The sequence below is a fragment of the Bacteroides sp. genome (assembly GCF_028690125.1).
Taxonomy (GTDB): domain Bacteria; phylum Bacteroidota; class Bacteroidia; order Bacteroidales; family Bacteroidaceae; genus Bacteroides.
Map to the genome: position 1 here is coordinate 33,692 of NZ_JAQVBV010000035.1, position 19,282 is coordinate 52,973.

The window sequence follows — 19,282 nt, forward strand, 5'->3', positions numbered from 1 at the left end:
TACACACCATGCCGGACATATGTAGAAAACACGCTTATTATTATTTATTTCCCTTTACCAAATATTGCTCTTCCTTATATGTAAATGTCACAAACAGAAATGCCAGCGCACAAGCGATCAACATCATGATGAAATACCAATTCCACCCAAATTGATCAACTACAAATCCGACACCTATATTAGCCAGCAAAGCAGTACCAAAGAAATAGCCGAAGAATCCGGTCAGACCGGCTGAAGTTCCCGCTGCATTTTTAGGGGCTAGATCCAAAGCCTGAACTCCGATCAGCATGACAGGACCATAGATTAAGAAACCAATCATGATCAGGCAAATAACATCAATCATGGCATGTCCCGAAGGATTAAACCAATAGATAGCAATAAATACGGCAGTCAGCACCATATAAATCATGATCGTAATGGCACGGCGTCCTTTAAATATCTTATCACTCAACCAACCGCAAATGATTGTTCCCGGAATGGCTGCAAACTCATAAGCAAAATAAGCCCAGCCAATATCCTTTAAGTTATATCCCTTCACATTTTGCAAATAAGTAGGAGCCCAATCCAGACAACCATAACGCACCATATAAATGAAAGCATTGGCAATGGCTATAAACCAAAGAGTACGGTTATTCAAAACATATTTGAAAAAGATCTCTTTGGTAGTCAGTACCTCCTCATTCTTAGCACTATAATTTTTCGGATAATCATTTCGATATTTCTCAATAGAAGGCAATCCGCAGGATTGAGGGGTATCACGAATCAGCAGATAAGCAAGTACAGCAATAAATAGAGCCACAAAAGCCGGAAAGCAGAAAGTTCCGAAACGCCAACTTCCCGACCAAATCAGCCCATAAGCCGCCATTGGTCCTACCAACGCTCCTCCTACATTATGTGCACAATTCCAGATAGACATCTTAGTCCCTCTTTCTTTGATTGAAAACCAATGGGTCATCACCCTACCGCAAGGAGGCCACCCCATGCCTTGAAACCAACCAATCAGAAATTGAAGAGTGAACATCATAGGAATAGATGATGTTCCCCATTGAGTACCTAAAATAAAGGTAACTCCCGCTGCAAGCAACAAACCCAAAGGTAAAAACTTCCGGGCATTACTGCGGTCAGAGACACTACCCATTAAAAACTTAGACAAAGCATAAGCTATGGCATTGGCAGAAATGGCAAAACCAAGAGCGGCGTGATCGTACCCCATCTGCTCCAATTCCGGCATAGCCATCGTGAAATTCTTACGTACCAGATAATATCCGGCATAGCCTACAAAGATTCCTATAAAGACTTGTAAGCGAAGTCTTTTATACTGTTTATCAATTTTTCCTGCCGGCATTTCAGCCTTAAAAGCAGGGGGAGTTAGAAAGTGTGACATAGTATATCGTTTTTCGTAATGTGTTTTCCGTTCTTATATTTTAATGCCGATTTAGTGCAACGGTCGCTTCCACATCCAGCGCATCAGCCAAGATGGAGATCGGATTCATGACACGTGTCGGAGTAGACATCTCAATTTGCCATTTGCAAGTTTCGCAATCGGTAGCAACGTAACTGATATGCGACTCCTGAATCTGGCGGAACAGGGGATTCCCGATTCCTTGAGAAGTTTCGTAATTCTCTTTTTTAAACCCATAGGTTCCCGCAATACCACAGCACTGGGAATTAAGCATCACAAAGTCCATCCCCGGAATCATTCGCAACAAAGCAGTGGAATAAATAGACCATCCTAACTTTTCCATATGGCAGGGAGTATGATAAGCAATCCTGTTGCGATAATCTTTCTTGAAAGCTAGTTTTACCTCTCCCGATTCTACCAAACGGAATATAAAACGAGTCGCAAGCTCCGTACTTTGACGAACATCGGCGTTATCAATATCCAGCAAATGAGGATACTCATCACGGAGAGTAAACACACAGGTAGACGAAGTCGCCAACACAGGACGATTATTCTCAATCACCGACTGACGAATCGCCTTTATATTGTGCAATGCCTGCTTTTTAGCTTGCGAAATAAGTCCATTAGAGATCAACGCTACTCCACAACATTTTTCGTGTTCCAATAAATGCACTCCATAACCGATTGCATTCATTAACTTCACCAGATCTTTTCCTAGCTGCGGAAAATTATAATTCACGTAGCAACCATGAAAGTAACTCACATGACGCTGATAAGAATCCTGCTTTGCTTCCGCTTGCTGATGATACCAACTCTCAAAAGTTTGCGAAGCATATTGGGGGAATGTACGCCGATGATCTATCTGAAGTACAGTATCCATGACCTTTTTTACCGGACTCAACTTCAGCGTTGCATTCACCACCGGAGCCAGTTTGGTAGACACCGTTCCTACTATGTCAGTGTTAGCCAACATCATATCGCGCAGTTTCGGTTTCGAACGACTGTACTTAATACGTGCCGCCTGAATAATATCACCAATCCGTACCCCCGAAGGACAAGAGACTTCGCAACGTTTACAATTCAGGCAATATTTAAGAGTCGGATCAAAAAAGTCGGGCGTTTTCAACCGGAAACGCTCTCCGTCCGGACCTGCCTGTTTAGGGCCGGGAAAGTTATGATTGATAGGTACTACCGGACAATACACCGTACAGATGGTACACTTGATGCATTGCTCAAAGTTGTTGTTACTTATATTATATTGTTGTGAGTTCATAATACTCTTATTTAACTATTTTATCGGCTACGTTCATGGCAGACAGGATGGAAACACCCGCGCCACACCCTTCTTGCATGGGGTTGAATCCCGACAGAATAGAGCCGATAGCATATAAATTATCAATTTTCTTACCTTGTATCATCGGGTGGAAATCCGCATCGGTTTTTACGCCAAAGTTCATATAGGGTTGAGAAGCAAAAACATTGGTTTGATACCATTTGGCACGATCTTCATCAAAGTAGACATCTACATTGAACACCGGTTCATATACTGAATCGGGACGGGCAATAATCCCCCGGCTAAAGAAACTTCCGGAAGCCAGTACATAATTATCTGCCGACAATTCAATATCACCGTGATTCGTCGTAACGATTCCTTTTATCTGTCCGTCCGTAATGACTCCACGTTCTACAGTATCCCCCACCATAAAGGTCCCCCCCAATCCAATGAAATGACGGGTTAATTGTTGTTGGGTACGTATTCCCGGCACGGAAGGGGGCATCGTAGCCACCAGAGAAAGTGGTCTGGCCAACCGTTGTTTCAGATATTGCATGGGTATGGGAGATGACAAACCGAAAACAGCAGGAAGAACTACCATATCTACTTCGCCACACATCGGTTGAAGTGCCTCAACCAACTGATTGATTGATTCGTACGAATCAAATACGCGGGCAATATTGGCCGAACGCATTTCCGTAGGATTACACCGCAATTTCTCTACGGGAGGTAAACTGATGGAAGAAACTGTACACGTCGCTCCATGTGCTTCAAAGGAGTCTGCAATAAACTGTGTGTAGAAATCCAGAAAACCTTCAAAATTAATAATGGCTACACGCGACCAAGGAAATTTCTCACGGTTTTCAAACGTAGTAAAGTCTTCAAATGTAAGCCAGGTTTGCTTCAACATTCCCATCGGCGTCAGCCGATAATGATTTCTGTCCGAATTACCTTGCACCAAGACTCCGCAACGTTCCATGAAAAGATTGGTATCTTCAGCATATTGCTTTACTTTCTCTATTCCGATCCTTCGATAAGGATGAACCTCTTCTAATTGTCCAATAGCCTCCAACGGATGAATGACTTCGGAACCATCGGGCAACTTACCCAACAAATCCAAAGATCCCGAAGAAAAATGCAATGCACTTTGTCCGGTAGATATAATAACGCAGTTTTGTCCTTTCTCTTGCAAACGGATGCCACAAACTAATCCGGCAAGCCCTCCTCCTATTATGATTGTATCAAATTTCATAAGTCTATCTCATTTTTTGTCAGTCGAGCCTAAATCACATACATTGTCATACACCCACGCCGAAAACTGGCTTTCACGCAGACATTCGCCCCAGGCAATGGGATACATACCTTTCCAACGCTCATTCAGGAAAGTAACCAAATCCGCTTTTGCACGACCGGAACACTGATGTGCTTTCCCCAATAATCCGGCAGCCCGACAAGCACAAAGTTCTCCCTGACAGGTTCCCATCCCTAAACGAGTACGACGACGAAGTGCAACCAATGTATCAGCATCCAACTCATTGAAAGCATAATCCACTTCGCCGACTGTTACACTTTCGCACTCACACACAAGACTGTCATCAAATTTATTATTATTGGCAATCCTGCTGGCAAGTTCACCGTGCCGACCTTCTTCCGCCTTTCTCACCATTGAGATAGTAACAGATTCTTTCTTATCTTTTACGTCTACCACTCCTCTCGATCCGGGTAGCTCAATTTCAGCTGTCTGGCAAACCTTATCCACCCTTAGCTTTTTACAAACTAAATCGGCAGCCCATTCCGCCATCAAGCGGTAAGTCATCAACTTTCCACCTGTAATGGTTATAAAGCCACCAAGTCCATCACGTTTTTCGTGATCCAGCAACACAATACCCCGGCTAATGCTTCTTCCGGAAGGATCATCATCGGCAGCCACCAAAGGACGCACTCCGGCATACGCACGAAGAATACGGGTAGTAGCTAAAGAAGGTGCAAGTTTTTCTCCTTCTTCCAAAAGGATTCTGACTTCATCCGGCGTAACATGCATATGATCAATCTCATCGTATGGAATATGACTGGAGGTAGTACCAATTACACAAATGGTATCCCCCGGCACTAAAATATCCGCATCGGCAGGTTTACGGCAACGATTCAACACAACATTATTCACACGATGACCGAAAATCAGCAAAGCTCCCTTAGCCGGGAACATATTTACCCTGACTCCTGCCAACTCTGCAATATGATGTCCCCAAATACCGCCGGCATTCACCGTGACAGGGGCATAGAATTTCTTCTTTTCCTTCGTTTTATGATCGAGCACACAAACACCGACTACACGATCCTGCTCTTTGATAAATTCAATGACTTCATGATAAGTTAAAGTAGTTGCTCCATGCATACGTGCATCCAGAATATTGGCAATAGTCAATCGGAACGGATCAACGGAACCATCCGGAACTCTTACTGCCCCGATCAAAGCAGGATTTGCCGAAGGTTCTAGTAGAAGTGCCTCTTTCGGATCAATTGCTTCGGCTTCAATCCCCGCTTTCCGACAGCTATCTATGAATGTGGTCTGATAATTTATATCGTCTTCCGGCAAAGAAATAAATAAGCCGGAAGTTCCTTCCACACAGTGACTTGCTATACGGCGCAGTGTCATATTCTCTTTAATACATTCAGCAGCCGATTCATGGTCGTTCACTGCATACCGGGCCCCACTATGGAGTAGTCCGTGGTTACGACTGGTTGCGCCATTCGTGTAATCGAAGCGTTCCAGCAGCAGCACGCGCAAACCACGCATCGCACAATCGCGAGCTGTACCGGCTCCCGTTGCACCTCCCCCAATAACAATTACATCAAATTGCTCTTTATTCTCTTTATTATCCATCGACATTTATGTTTTTAGGCATAAAACAACCTATATATATTTCGATTTATATATTTATAATTTCGTTTCGATGCAAAAATAGATATTATTTCCGATATTACGAAACATTTACATTTTCTTTTTACCCATAACCATCTTCTTTTTTTCTTCAAATAAAACCTTATTTAAAAGGAAAGAACAAAAAAACTTTCTTTTACGAAAAAAAGAAGAGCTATTTTCATTAAACTAATTATCTTTCTACGTATATTTGTAGCCTTCATAAGAACTAATAAGCGAATGAATGAAAGTATAAAACGAAATTTAGTTAGTCAAATGAAATGTTTAATCTGATTTATATAAAGGAATTATGGAGAATATTGAAATCTCAATTGAATTTAACCCTGAAATCATCCAACGGATTTATTCCATTATAAAAGAAGATCCGGACTACAAACCGAAACCATACAGACGAGGTATGTTAAGAATAGAACAAGCCTTGGAAGCTACCAGTGATACCAGAGCACTCCGATTGGGAGATGGAATACTGGAAGAAGTCGCAGACTTGTTCACCAAACAATTCCCGCGAAGAAAAGCAATCATTGTAGCCGATACCAATACATATGCCGCTGCCGGTAAACGAGTAGAGGAAGCTCTTCGCAAAGCGGACATCGAACAGGAATCTCCATTCATTTTCGAATCATCAACCTTACATGCAGAATATAGTTGTGTGACCGAATTAGTGGAATGCTTTAAGAAATGTGAAGCAATTCCTATCGCAGTTGGTTCCGGCACAATTAATGACCTGACAAAACTTGCCTCTCATTTGGCAGGAAAAAGATATATGTGTGTAGCTACCGCTGCATCTATGGACGGATACACAGCTTACGGAGCTTCTATTCGTGCAAACGATATCAAACAATTATTTCCATGTGTTGCCCCGCAAGCCGTTCTGGTAGACACAGACATCATTTTGCAGTCACCGACAAAGATGACAACCTCAGGCTATGCCGACTTACTCGCAAAAATGACTGCCGGAGCCGATTGGATTATAGCCGATTGGCTGGGAGTAGAACCAATAGATGAAAAGGCATGGAAAATCACTCAAAGCGGTTTCCATGAAGCCTTACTACTGACCGAAAAGGCTTCTGTACAAGATGAACACACCACGATAGCTAAATTAATGGAAGGACTTATGTTGGGTGGTTTTGCTATGCAACTAGTAAAGACCAACCGTCCTGCTTCGGGCGCAGAACATCTGCTTAGCAATTTTTGGGAGTTGGAACGCCGGATCAAAAAGACAAAGGCAGTCAGTCATGGAGATCTTCTCAGCATTGGTATTCTTGCTATTACAGCATTTTACGAATGGGTAGTAAATGCTCCGCTTGAAGATTTGGATATACAGAAATGTTGTGCCAACTGGCCGGATACAGAAGAATATGAACGCCAAGCCAAAGAAGCCATTTCCGAAATTGGCTTAAATGTTTGCATTCAGGAAGCAAAAGCAAAATATATATCTCGCGAACAGTTAGGCATACAGCTTCAACAATTAAAAGAATACTGGCCGGAGATTCGTGAACGTTTGTCACAGCAACTCATTCCTTACAGAGAAATGAAAGCAAAAATGAAACAAATAGGTCTACCGACCAATCCTGAGGAAGTTGGCATTTCACGAACACATTTGCGCCAGACCTTTTTATGCACTCAATATATGAACCGTCGTTTCACTGTACTCGACCTGGCACTCCGCACCGGATATATGAATACCTGGCTGAATGGCTTATTCGGTAAGGGAAAAATCTGGGAAATCTGATTTCACACATATTATATAAGGTATAGATATTGAAAACGCAAGCCTGAGTTTACCGATAAGAGGTAAGCTCAGGCTATTTTATTTGTAAAGCCCTCAACTTGTTTTTGTAACCGAAAAGTAATAGAATCGAAGCATAAACTTTCTTTTTGGATTTAAAGTACACATACAAATGCATTTTTCAAGAAAATAATTATCTTTTTCCATTGGCAAACATTTCTTTTTCCATATATTTGCGACACATAAAATAATTCAATCCGTTTAATCGAAAGTATTCGAAACAAGAATACTTCAAAACGGTTTTATCTGGCAGACTAAAAAGCCGCCTGTTACTATGATCAAAATACACCTTTAAAATAAAACAGGAAAATGAGACAACTTACAACTGCGCCTCAAGATGTTGCTAAAAGATTCCAATATTGGCAAACCCGAACGATTGTGGCCACAATGATAGGATATGCAATGTTCTATTTTGTTCGTAAGAACTTGAGCATCGCCATGCCGGCCATGCAACTCGAACTAGGTATCACTAAAGCAGACCTAGGATTATTTTTAACCTTGCATGGCTTACTTTATGGCGTATCACGCTTTGCCAACGGTATCTTAGGCGACCGGGTAAACTCTCGCTACTTCATGGTTACAGGTCTGATTCTCTGTGCTTTTTGCAATATTCTCTTCGGCTTTTCTTCCACCGTATTGATGTTAGGCACCATGTGGGTGCTGAACGGATGGTTTCAAGGTATGGGATTTCCTCCTTGCGTACGATTGCTGACGCATTGGATTCCCCCCAAACAACTGGCCACCAAAATGTCTATCTGGAACACATCGCACTCAATCGGGGCAGGTTTGGTCGTTATCATCTGTGGTTATGTAGTCAATATGGGATGGCGTTGGTGTTTTTTCTTTCCTTCCATGGTTGCATTGCTAGGTGCAGTATTTTTATGGTTTGCTCTGCGGGACACACCGAGTTCAGTAGGACTCCCCGAACTGAACATCACCAAAGATGAAAAGAAGAATGAAAACTCAAAAGAGTTCAAAGAAATCATTCGCAAAAGAGTATTTTGCAATCCTTATATATGGATATTGGCTTTTGCCAACTTCTTTGTATATACCGTCCGTTATGCCGTACTCGACTGGGGACCGACCTTATTGGGAGAATGGAAAGGTATTTCGATTGAACACGCCAGTTGGATGGTTGCAGGATTTGAAATCTCCGGCATCGTCGGAATGCTGGTAGCAGGATGGGCAACCGACCGTTTCTTTGGCGGACGCGGACCACGTGTTTGTGTCATTTGCATGATTATGTCTACTGTATTTATCACTCTATTCTGGGGGTTAAATCATCCACCCATGTGGATGGCGGCTTTGATTCTGGGTTGCGCAGGTTTCTTTATCTACGGACCGCAAGCCTTGGTAGGAATTGCCGCGGCCAATATTGCAACACAAGAAGCTGCCGCAAGTGCAGCAGGATTCACCGGGCTGTTTGGTTACGCTAGCACATTGATCTCCGGTTGGGGACTGGGACTACTAGCTCAAACTATGGGTTGGAACTATGCCATCGGTGCTTTGATTATTTTCGGTTCTATGGGAGCAATTGTCTTTATGTTCGCCTGGAAAGCGAAAGCTAATGGCTACGAAGAAGACGAAAAGAAATAGAATAGTTTTATTTAAATATCAAATAATATGATGAAAAGATTTGCATTTTTTACAGTATTTACGCTTGCAGTGTGCACAATGGTATGTGCACAAGTCAAAGTGGTAGCACACCGAGGCTATTGGACTACTCCGGGTTCTGCACAAAACTCATTGGCCTCCATTACAAAAGCAGATACTATCGGCGCATTTGGTTCTGAATTCGATGTCTGGATGACTACGGATGGCAAACTGGTAGTCAATCACGACAAGAAATTTAAAGGTGTAAATATGGAAACAACTCCATTTGCGGAAATACGCAAAGTATATCTGGATAATGGAGAACAGTTGCCGACACTGGATGAATACTTAAAATATGCAGCAGCTAACACCAAAACCCGTCTTGTACTGGAAATGAAATCATTAACAGATATCAAAAGAGAAGATGAAGCCGCAGCTAAAATTGTGAAAGCTTTAAAGAAATATAAGGTACTCGACCGTACTGATATTATTGCTTTCTCTATCAATGCTTGTCTGGCTTTTAAGAAGTTACTTCCCGATACTAAGATTTATTACTTAGAAGGAGATATGGAACCGAAAAAGATTAAAAGATTAGGTTTTGCGGGTATTGATTATTCAATGGGTGCGATAAAGCAACATCCGGAATGGGTAAAAGAGTCTCATAAACTCGGTCTGGAAGTAAATGTATGGACTGTAGATAAAGAAGATGATATGAAATACTTTATTGGTTTAGGTGTAGACTATATCACCACCAACCAGCCGGAACAATTACAAAAATTATTGGTTAAATAAAAAGTTTGCTTTAGGAATAGCTAACAAAAGAGTACTTTTGCTGTTGTGTTCATAAAGAACCAGATCAAAGTATTGCCCGGGAATGATTAAAATAAAGCAAAATACCGCAAATAAACGTATTCTCCAGATAGCTATTCCGTCCATCATCTCCAATATTACCGTACCGTTATTGGGGCTTATCGACGTAACGATTGTCGGTCATTTGGGAGCACCTTCCTACATTGGGGCTATTGCGGTAGGAGGTATGCTTTTCAATATCATTTATTGGATTTTCGGTTTCTTGCGTATGGGAACTAGCGGAATGACTTCGCAGGCTTTCGGTAAGCATGACTCAACCGAAGTAACACGATTATTAATCCGGTCTGTAGGGATCGGATTATTTTTAGCTTTCTGCTTACTTTTACTCCAATATCCTATTTGTAAGATAGCCTTTATGCTCATACATACTACCGACGAAGTTAAAGAGCTGGCTACCCTCTACTTTTACATTTGCATCTGGGGAGCACCTGCTATGTTAGGTTTATATGGTTTTGCCGGTTGGTTCATCGGAATGCAGAACTCCCGTTTTCCGATGTACATTGCTATCACTCAAAACATTGTGAATATCGTTGTAAGTCTTAGTCTGGTTTACTTGTTGGATATGAAAGTAGCAGGTGTAGCCACCGGAACTTTAATAGCGCAGTATGCAGGATTTTTGATGGCAATCTTATTATACTTACGCTACTATAAACGCCAGAGACAGCGCATTAGCTGGAAAGATATTCTGCAAAAGAAAGCAATGAACCGTTTCTTCGAAGTTAATAGAGACATTTTCTTCCGTACACTCTGCCTGGTAGTTGTAACCATGTATTTCACTTCTGCCGGAGCAGCCCAAGGGGAAATTGTATTGGCCGTAAACACCCTACTCATGCAATTATTTACTTTATTCTCTTACATCATGGATGGTTTTGCCTATGCCGGAGAAGCTTTAGCCGGACGATATATAGGTGCAGGAAACCAAATGGCCCTTCGCCGGATTGTACGTAAGTTATTCCTTTGGGGCTTCGGTCTTTCGCTAGCATTTACACTACTCTACCTAGTAGGTGGAAAAGCTTTTCTGGGTATATTAACCAATGAATCTTCGGTAATCAACGAAGCAAACTCCTATTTTTATTGGGTTCTTGCTATTCCTCTCGCAGGTTTTTCCGCTTTTTTATGGGATGGAATCTTTATTGGCGCTACTGCTACCCGCCAAATGCTTGTTTCTATGTTCATTGCATCCGTTTGCTTCTTTGGAGTTTACTATATATTTCATCATATTCTTGGCAATCATGCACTATGGTTAGCTTTTCTTATTTATCTCTCCATGCGTGGAATTATACAAACCTATTTAGGAAAAAAAGTCATATCAATATAATTGCCACCATTTTGGCATGACTGCGCCGTAGTATTGACATAGCTGCACCTCGCCTTTTGCACAGCTGTGACACCAGCTTGGTACAACTATAAGATCAGGGTATTTGACTGAAGGTCTCTAATTCAAGCAACAAGCATTGAACTTTATATTTCATACGCCCAAACAAAACTTAATAGTTTTGAAATAGATTCGTAATCAAAAAGAAATTTATTATTTCGTTTTATTTCTTTTTGATTTAAATAATTTGCTTTTTATATTGAATTGTATATCTTTGCAAATAGAAACAGCCTTTTCGTATGAAAATAGTCTTATTATTTCTATTACTATTATTAAGGAACTCATTTTTAGCTTATGGCCAAAAAGAGGTTATTTCTGCACTCACCCGTCTTGATAAGATGTTAGAGAACCAAAACTATTATATTAATATCAAAGAATCACGTATAGATAGTCTAAAAAATCAATTAGATTTTTCAAACCTCTCTTTAAAACAACAATACATTTTAAACAGAGAGATTTGCCAAGAGTACAAATCATATATCTCTGATTCGTCTTTATTGTATGCAATGAAAAGCCATGAAATAGCCGAAATGCTTCAAGACCAAGCTTGGAAAGATGAAGCCAATATGCATACAATCTCTGCTCTTGTAATAAGGGGTATGTATAAAGAAGCTGTAGAAGTTCAACAAAAAATAAACAGAAATACCCTCCCAGATAGTTTATTGGTTTTATGGTATCAATGCCAGCAGCAACTCAATCATAACCTTGCGCTCTACACCTATAACTCCCCTTATACACAAGAATACACTAGGTTAGAATACCTTTATGGTGACTCTCTACAATCCGTATATACACCATCGTCCATAGAGGCTGAATACAACAATGCTAAAATACTGATTATTAACAAGAAATATGCGAAAGCAGAAAAGATTATCCAATCATTATTAGAAAAATTACCTGAAATGTCAAATCAACGTGCCCCCATGTTGTTCAGACTTGCCGACATATATTACAAACAAAATAAAATGGATAAATACCAGGAATATATGGCCTTGTCGGCAATGGCGGATATACAAGCTGTGACAAAGGAAAATGCAGCTTTATATTCATTAGCCATATATCTTTATAAAGAAAAAGATATTAAAAGAGCCTACAAATACATCATGTATTCATTGGAAGATGCAGTTTTATGTAACGCCAAACTACGTACTACCCGAATTTCTTACATACTTCCGGTCATCAGTGACGCATATAAGTTACAGGAAGTCCAGCATAAAAGACTGATTTTCTCTTTTATGCTAGCCACGAGTATACTCTCCCTGTTTTTAATCATTGCTATATTCATGACTTACAAACAAATGAAGAAATATTCTGTAGCTAAAGAAAAATTAAATCGAGCTAATCTTATTAAGGAAGAGTACATCCGTCACTTTTTGTATCTATGTTCGGCATATATAGGTAAACTTCATAACTTCCGGCGCACTGTCAATAGAAAAATCACTGCCGGACAGATAGATGAATTACTAAAAATGACCAAATCACCTGATATGGTCGAAAGCGAACAAAAAGAGTTCTATAGTAATTTCGACCTTGCTTTTCTGCATCTCTACCCCAACTTTGTAGAAGAATTCAATAAATTACTCCAACCTGAAGAACGTTTCCACTTAAAACAAGACGAATTATTAAATAACGAAATGCGTATTTTTGCATTAATACGTCTAGGAATTGATGACAGTTCGAAGATTGCCAGTTTCCTACATTACTCTGTCAATACAATTTATACTTATCGCAATAAAGTAAAAAACAAAGCAATCAACCGCGACAAATTCGAAGAGCAAATTCTAAGTATCTGCTAACAGACCCGTTTATTCTTTATTAATTAAAGTCAATTTATTTCATACAATTTTTCTATTTGCACATTTGTATCTTACAAATGAATTACTATCATGTTACAAACGAGTAACAAACCTAATTAAATGGCTATACTTTTAGCATTATCAATCTCATCAAATCTATACTACTTCTATATTTAATTCCAACAACAAACTATTTATCAATATATTACCTCATCATATATCTATATTACAATTGGATACATGGTATAAATCTGATATTATCATTTGCTTTTATCTATTTTTGCCCCATAGTGATTTAACCGGCATAACTTACATAGTATGAGTTATAGTATAAAATCACAAAAGTAAATATTTATCTACAAATCAAGATTTAAAAGACTTATGTTAAAACACCTTCTTTTATTTATTTTATTTTTAGGAAGTCATATTTCGACTTATGCTTCCGGAGACTATTCAAATCCGATTGTATTTGGAAACAATAGAATAACACTGATTACCCCTACCCTATTCCGTTTAGAATATGCTGAAGGTGCTAAGTTTATTGATGCGCCGACAATGTTCGCCTACAATAATAGAAACGAGCACGTACTTCAAGACTTTCAAGTAAAAGACTTAGGAAACAATCAATATGAAATAACCACTTCCGAGCTACGAATGGTATATCATCACGATGACTTTCCTTTCGGCTTACACAACTTTCAAGTCTATTATAAGATGAATGGCAAAGAAAAAAAGTTCACTAACCGCAATATACAAAAACAGAATCTGGGTGGGGCTATCTCTACCCTCGACCGTGTAGACAAAGAAATCCCATTGGACGAAGGTCTGTTAAGTCGTGACGGTTGGTACATCATAGATGACGAAGGAAATGATTTACTCATCAACGGATGGCTGTCACAACGTCCGGATAACCATGTACAAGATCAGTATTGTTTTGTTTATGGTAATGATTATCGGGCTGCTTTATCTTCTTTAGGAGCAGTCAGTGGGAATACCCCTATGACTCGCAAATACATCCATGGAGTATGGTACTGCCGTTATTGGGATTATACTTCTCAAGACTATATCGACCTTCTGAACGAATACAAGAAAAACGATTTTCCCCTTGATAATATAGTATTCGATATGGGATGGCATACTCAAAAAGAAGCAACCACCGGAACAGGACACGCCAGCAACCGTGGTTGGACCGGATATACATGGAACAAAAAGCTGATTGAAGATCCGGCAGCACTGATTAAAGCTATTCACGATGAGCACGTTACCGTCTCATTGAACGACCATCCTCATGATGGAATCCGCCCACACGAAAGTATGTATAAAGAGTTTATGGAAAGTATGGGAGCTACTCCTCAGGAAATTGCAAACGGAAAGAATATCCTGTTCAACCTGAAAGATTCCGTATATATGAAGAACTTCTTCAAGGCTGCTCATGAAGAAACTGAAAAAATGGGAGTTGATTTCTGGTGGTTGGATTGGCAGCAGAATTATCTCTATAATTATGTGCGTGGAACACATACAAAAAGCCTGACCTGGATCAATAAGTTATATTTCGATCAGTCCAAACGTAACGACAAACGAGGAGCCGGATATAGTCGTTGGGCAGGTTTTGGTGATCAGAGATATCCCATCCAGTTCTCCGGTGATGCCGTTGCCAATTGGGATATGCTTGCTTTCGAAGTAAAGCTGACAGCAACCAGCGGAAATGCAGGATGTTACTATTGGGCACATGATATCGGTGGTTTTTATGGTGGTGAAGATCCTGAGATGTATGCACGTTGGACACAATTCGGTGCACTATCTGCTGCATTGAGAATCCACTCCGTAAAAAGTGCCAAATTAGACAGACGTCCTTGGCTTTGGGGAGATATGGCACTGCAATCTATGAAAAAAGCCTATCATTTCCGTTCACAACTAATGCCTTACATTTATTCAAGCGTATGGCAGACGCACCAAACAATGGTTCCGTTAAACCGTGCCATGTATATAGATTATAATGACGACGAACGTGCCTATAATAATCCGCAGCAATTTATGTATGGTGATCTGTTACTGGTAGCTCCTATTACCACTGCCGGAAAAGGAGACAAGAAAATTGCCGGGCAGAAAGTATGGTTCCCCGGAACTGATACATGGTATGACTATTTTAACGGCAAAGCATACCAAGGAGGTACGGAAACTACCATTGAAAAAGATATTGATACATTTCCACTTTTTGTAAAAGGGGGATATCTGCTTCCGTTGCAACCTTACACACAACGTCCCGCCACTACTTCGTTGGAAACGCTCATCATGCGTTGCTATCCGGGTAAAGACCAATGCAATAATACCTATGAACTTTATGAAGACGATGGTATCAGCCAGGATTACGAAAAAGGGAAATACGCCATTACCGGCCTCAACTATCAGCAGTCAGGCAAACGTGTAAAAATCACCATTGCCCCAACCAAAGGACAGTACACAGGTCAGGTACTGCAAAGGAGTTACATCGTAGAATTACCCGTAACTCACATTGCTGGAAAAGTAAAAACCAATGGTGCAAAAGCTACCATTGGCACTGACACTACAACAGGCCTCAACTGTATCACTATACAGAAACAGCCTATCAATAAAGAAATTACAATTGAATTCACAATGAAATAAATTTATTAATCTCAAACAAAGTAGTTATGAACAAAACCCTGAAAACACATGCACTTAAAGTGTTGTTTGGTTTGTTATTGGTAATGGGATTCTCTGCCTGCGTAGAAAACAATGCAGAAGATGCATCCCCACGCCTGAAAGTAGACAAAATCAACATCAATGTAATCCAGACCGGAACATTGAGCACAGGTGTCAGCGCCAGCTTTAAAATCGTAGCCAACCTCGGCTATGAAATTACCAGCGACGTTGCCTGGATCACTCCCAACAAACCGGCCGGAAAGGGAGCCGTAAGTGTAACATTAGCCATTGCGGTGAATGAAACAGGAGACACTCGCGTAGGACATCTTACAGTCAAAAGCCACGGGCTGACAGAAACGGTAACAGTTACTCAAACAATGGATCCTGATACAGACGACGGCGAAAGTATCGGCTATGTATATCTGGAGGAAGACTTCTCGTTCTGCGAGCAATTCGGAGGACAAGACCAGATGACTTACCCGGACCAAGGTAGCACACAAGCGGTAAGAAGCCATAAGGAAGCTGTAAAGTATTTCGAGGATCATGGATACGAAGAATTCAACTATGATGGCAGTTGTATGTACATGGCTAAACACTATCTGAAAATGGGTAAGAAGAATCAGCAAAATGGTCTGACCATCCAACTACAAAATATCAAACCCGGTAAATCAACCAATATCACACTGACATTTGATGCGGCTCCTATTGTTTCAGTAGATGGTACAGGCGATGGCATCACATTGAGAGGTATTGACGATACATCTGTCACCGTCGAAAAACTCGAGGGTCCCGGTAGTATCAATGACGCAACTTCTACAGCTAGCGGTATCTTGTCACTCAGCAGCGTTACTTCATGGAACCAATGGGCTTCACAGACGGTGACTCTCTACGGTGTAACTGCCAAGACCAAAATAGTCATTCGCTCCACACAGCAAGGAATGACGGATTACCACCGTTGGTATCTCGACAATGTAAAAATGGTAAAAGCTCCACGAGGAAACTAATCAAAGAACTAATCTAAAAGAACACTCGTATGAATCTAAGAAAATTAAATGCGATATATTTCTATTGCCTGACTCTGATAGCAGGAATCTCTATCAGTAGTTGCTCTGACGATGACATGGACTCGTTCCTAGAAGCGTCTACCTCACGCATCAGCCTCGACTACAACGGATTGACAGAAAGCGGTAACAATGCCAACTTTGAAATCGGTTCCAATGGTTCATGGAAAATCACGTCACATGATCAATGGATCACATTGAACCATATAGAAGGAGAGCGAGGCAGAACAAGCATCTTCCTGACAGTGGAAGAAAATCTGACCGGCAGCGACCGTGACGGAAGTATCGTCATCGAAGGTAGCGGAATCACTCAAACAGTCTCTGTTTCCCAAAAACTGAAAGTCGATGTATTTTCTGTCTCTCCGACTGAAATCACAGTGACTAAATCAGGTTTGCTTACCACCGGAGAACGAGCTACTATCGACCTGACCACCAACTCCAACTGGAACATTACGGAAATACCGGAATGGATCACAGCAGATAAAATGACAGGTAAATCCGGTAGTGCAACGATCACTTTATCAGTCTTACAGAACAAGACGGCAGGTGAACGTACCGGTGAAATTAAAATCGTCAGTGGCAGCTTGGATAAAATAATCACAGTAACACAGAATCTGGAAGGTCTGAAAACAAGTATCTCAGAAATCCGTGTAAATAAAACAGGAACCATCGATGGCACAGTTGCTACATTCGATGTTACGGCAACCAGTAATTGGACACTCAGCAGCGATAGCTGGATTCATGCAGACAAAGCTAACGGAGAAATCGGAAAAGAGACGATTACACTGACTTTTGACGCGAATACAGGCAACTCTGAACGTACAGGTAAAGTTACCATCCATACGACCGATGGACTGGAAGCTGAAGTATCCATCGTACAGACAGCCAAAACAAGTGCTTATGAAGATGATGGCAAAGCGGCCGGATTTGTGTACATGAATGAAGATTTCGATTGGTGCCGTCCTTTCGGAGGACAAGATCAGGTAGCCGATAAGAGTCAATCTACCACCATTGGTATCTATGGAAGCAAAGAGAATGAGATCAATGCCAAAGCTGCATTTGACCAATCAGGCATCCAAGACTTGAATCCTAACGGCAAATGTATGTATTTAGCACAGCACTATCTCAAAATGGGCAAAGGAAACAACCAAACCGGTATTGTCATTCCTCAGGTTCCTCAATTGACTAGTGGAAAATCAACAGACATCGAATTGACATTTGATGTTGCCCCCAACATTGGTGGCGGTGGTGCGGACGCGGTAACCATTACCGTTGAAATTACTCAAGGACCGGGTAGTGTAAACAATGAAAACTCAACTATCAGTGAGCCTATTGAAATAGGACTGACTACTGACGGAGCATGGGCGGGTAAATCTGTAAAACTGTACGGACTTACTGATAAATCTCAAATAGTCATTCGCTCTACCCAACAAGGAGTAACCGGTTATTTCCGTTGGTTCCTGGACAACGTAAAAATGGTAAAAGCAACCAATTAATCGAAAGTAAAACATTAAAAAGCTAAAGATGAAAAAAGAAATTTATATAAAAACAAACCGGAATCAGTTTCAAAGATGTCTGATTCTGTGTGCCCTCATCTTTCTGACTGCATTATTACCTGCCAATCTTTCTGCTCAGGTAAGTGCTATCACCGGTACTGTTACAGATGAACAAGGAGAACCGCTAGTGGGTGTAAATATCGCAGTTGTCGGTGCAAACGTTTTTGCTATTACTGACATAGATGGAAACTTCACAGTAAAAGCTGCTCCCAACGCAACACTGAAATTTACCTATATTGGTTATGCTAATGCCGAAGAACCAGTCAAAGGTCGTAAAAATCTCAAAATAGTATTACATGAGAACACAGAAATGCTGAAAGAAGTAGTCGTTGTCGGCTATGGTAGCATGGAGAAACGTGCCGTTACCAGTTCCGTGTCATCTATTAAAGGAGAGGCATTGAACCTTGGTGTAGGTGGTTCTACTATTGCAACTGCATTGCAGGGAAAAGTTCCGGGATTGGTTATCAACGGCACTTCCAGCCCGAACAGTTCGAACGGGTTCCAGTTACGTGGTGTAGCTTCTGTTAATGCCAGCAAAGGTCCGTTGATTGTAATTGACGGTATACCCGGTGGCGATATCCGTGCACTGAATCAAGAAGATATCGAATCAATCGATGTATTGAAAGACGCTTCTGCAGGAGCAATTTATGGTACACGCGCTGCCGGTGGTGTTATTCTTATTACGACTAAACAGGCGAAGCAAGGTAGCATCAAAGTAACCTATACAGGTGAGGTATCTATGGAAAAGGTTCGCAAACGTCCGGAAGTTCTTTCTTCCAGTGAATATATCGAATATGGTTTAGGTGAAGATTTCGGTGCAGATACTGACTGGTACAGTGAACTGACAAACGACAATGCTGTTTCCAACCGTCACGTCCTCAACGTCTCCGGTGGTAGCAAAGATGTTTTGCTATACGCAACTCTCAGTATGCAGGATCAAAAAGGTATTGTCATCGGTGATGGTC

The 19,282-nt window shown here is 40.9% G+C and carries 13 protein-coding genes; 9 read left to right on the forward strand and 4 right to left on the reverse strand.

The features are described from left to right. Positions 1-40: 40 nt before the first annotated feature. Genes glpT through glpA form a run of 4 tightly spaced genes read right to left on the reverse strand, consistent with a single transcriptional unit; the run spans position 41 to position 5,565 of the window. Entirely contained in the window at positions 41-1,384 is a 1,344-nt protein-coding gene (glpT, locus tag PHO71_RS19190) for a glycerol-3-phosphate transporter (protein WP_300206426.1), read from the reverse strand. Between the two features lie 40 nt (positions 1,385-1,424). Further along, positions 1,425-2,675 carry an anaerobic glycerol-3-phosphate dehydrogenase subunit GlpC gene (glpC, locus tag PHO71_RS19195; protein WP_300206428.1) on the reverse strand — a complete coding sequence of 417 codons (1,251 nt, stop codon included), beginning with the start codon at positions 2,673-2,675 and terminating at the stop codon, positions 1,425-1,427. 7 nt (positions 2,676-2,682) lie between these two features. After that, a complete protein-coding gene (gene glpB / locus PHO71_RS19200) occupies positions 2,683-3,927 on the reverse strand; it encodes a glycerol-3-phosphate dehydrogenase subunit GlpB (protein WP_300206430.1) in 1,245 nt (414 codons plus the stop codon). Positions 3,928-3,936: 9 nt separating this feature from the next. Continuing rightward, positions 3,937-5,565, reverse strand: coding sequence for an anaerobic glycerol-3-phosphate dehydrogenase subunit A (gene glpA, locus PHO71_RS19205; RefSeq protein WP_300206432.1), 1,629 nt, complete (start codon positions 5,563-5,565; stop codon positions 3,937-3,939). A gap of 340 nt (positions 5,566-5,905) precedes the next feature. Between glpA and PHO71_RS19210 the strand changes: the two genes are divergently transcribed. The 9 genes from PHO71_RS19210 to PHO71_RS19250 form a co-directional block, all read left to right on the forward strand. Next, positions 5,906-7,348, forward strand: a complete 1,443-nt coding sequence (locus tag PHO71_RS19210; RefSeq protein ID WP_300206434.1) for a sn-glycerol-1-phosphate dehydrogenase — start codon at positions 5,906-5,908, stop codon at positions 7,346-7,348. A gap of 366 nt (positions 7,349-7,714) precedes the next feature. Continuing rightward, on the forward strand, positions 7,715-9,001 hold the full coding sequence (locus tag PHO71_RS19215; RefSeq protein ID WP_300206436.1) for an MFS transporter: 1,287 nt from the start codon (positions 7,715-7,717) through the stop codon (positions 8,999-9,001). A gap of 27 nt (positions 9,002-9,028) precedes the next feature. Continuing rightward, positions 9,029-9,790 (forward strand): glycerophosphodiester phosphodiesterase family protein, encoded by a 762-nt coding sequence (locus PHO71_RS19220; protein WP_300206438.1) that lies wholly within the window; start codon positions 9,029-9,031, stop codon positions 9,788-9,790. Between the two features lie 82 nt (positions 9,791-9,872). Beyond that, positions 9,873-11,186: an MATE family efflux transporter gene (locus PHO71_RS19225; RefSeq protein ID WP_300206440.1), complete on the forward strand. Its 1,314-nt coding sequence runs from the start codon at positions 9,873-9,875 to the stop codon at positions 11,184-11,186. 296 nt (positions 11,187-11,482) lie between these two features. Beyond that, positions 11,483-13,039 carry a DUF6377 domain-containing protein gene (locus PHO71_RS19230; RefSeq protein ID WP_300206442.1) on the forward strand — a complete coding sequence of 519 codons (1,557 nt, stop codon included), beginning with the start codon at positions 11,483-11,485 and terminating at the stop codon, positions 13,037-13,039. A 381-nt stretch (positions 13,040-13,420) separates the two neighbouring features. After that, a complete protein-coding gene (locus tag PHO71_RS19235; protein ID WP_300206444.1) occupies positions 13,421-15,682 on the forward strand; it encodes a TIM-barrel domain-containing protein in 2,262 nt (753 codons plus the stop codon). A 26-nt stretch (positions 15,683-15,708) separates the two neighbouring features. Then, positions 15,709-16,704, forward strand: a complete 996-nt coding sequence (locus tag PHO71_RS19240) for a BACON domain-containing protein (RefSeq protein WP_300206446.1) — start codon at positions 15,709-15,711, stop codon at positions 16,702-16,704. Positions 16,705-16,733: 29 nt separating this feature from the next. Beyond that, positions 16,734-18,257, forward strand: a complete 1,524-nt coding sequence (locus PHO71_RS19245; protein WP_300206448.1) for a BACON domain-containing protein — start codon at positions 16,734-16,736, stop codon at positions 18,255-18,257. Between the two features lie 28 nt (positions 18,258-18,285). Next, positions 18,286-19,282 (forward strand): TonB-dependent receptor plug domain-containing protein (locus tag PHO71_RS19250; RefSeq protein WP_300206450.1); only part of this gene is annotated, 997 nt, incomplete at its 3' end.

Bases quoted from the DNA above. Each gene is read 5' to 3' on its own strand.
- PHO71_RS19245 (WP_300206448.1), top strand. From the start codon at position 16,734: ATGAATCTAAGAAAATTAAATGCGATATATTTCTATTGCCTGACTCTG.
- PHO71_RS19215 (WP_300206436.1), top strand. From the start codon at position 7,715: ATGAGACAACTTACAACTGCGCCTCAAGATGTTGCTAAAAGATTCCAA.
- glpA (WP_300206432.1), bottom strand. From the start codon at position 5,565: ATGTCGATGGATAATAAAGAGAATAAAGAGCAATTTGATGTAATTGTT.
- PHO71_RS19210 (WP_300206434.1), top strand. From the start codon at position 5,906: ATGGAGAATATTGAAATCTCAATTGAATTTAACCCTGAAATCATCCAA.
- glpT (WP_300206426.1), bottom strand. From the start codon at position 1,384: ATGTCACACTTTCTAACTCCCCCTGCTTTTAAGGCTGAAATGCCGGCA.
- PHO71_RS19230 (WP_300206442.1), top strand. From the start codon at position 11,483: ATGAAAATAGTCTTATTATTTCTATTACTATTATTAAGGAACTCATTT.
- PHO71_RS19240 (WP_300206446.1), top strand. From the start codon at position 15,709: ATGAACAAAACCCTGAAAACACATGCACTTAAAGTGTTGTTTGGTTTG.
- glpB (WP_300206430.1), bottom strand. From the start codon at position 3,927: ATGAAATTTGATACAATCATAATAGGAGGAGGGCTTGCCGGATTAGTT.
- glpC (WP_300206428.1), bottom strand. From the start codon at position 2,675: ATGAACTCACAACAATATAATATAAGTAACAACAACTTTGAGCAATGC.
- PHO71_RS19225 (WP_300206440.1), top strand. From the start codon at position 9,873: ATGATTAAAATAAAGCAAAATACCGCAAATAAACGTATTCTCCAGATA.
- PHO71_RS19220 (WP_300206438.1), top strand. From the start codon at position 9,029: ATGATGAAAAGATTTGCATTTTTTACAGTATTTACGCTTGCAGTGTGC.
- PHO71_RS19235 (WP_300206444.1), top strand. From the start codon at position 13,421: ATGTTAAAACACCTTCTTTTATTTATTTTATTTTTAGGAAGTCATATT.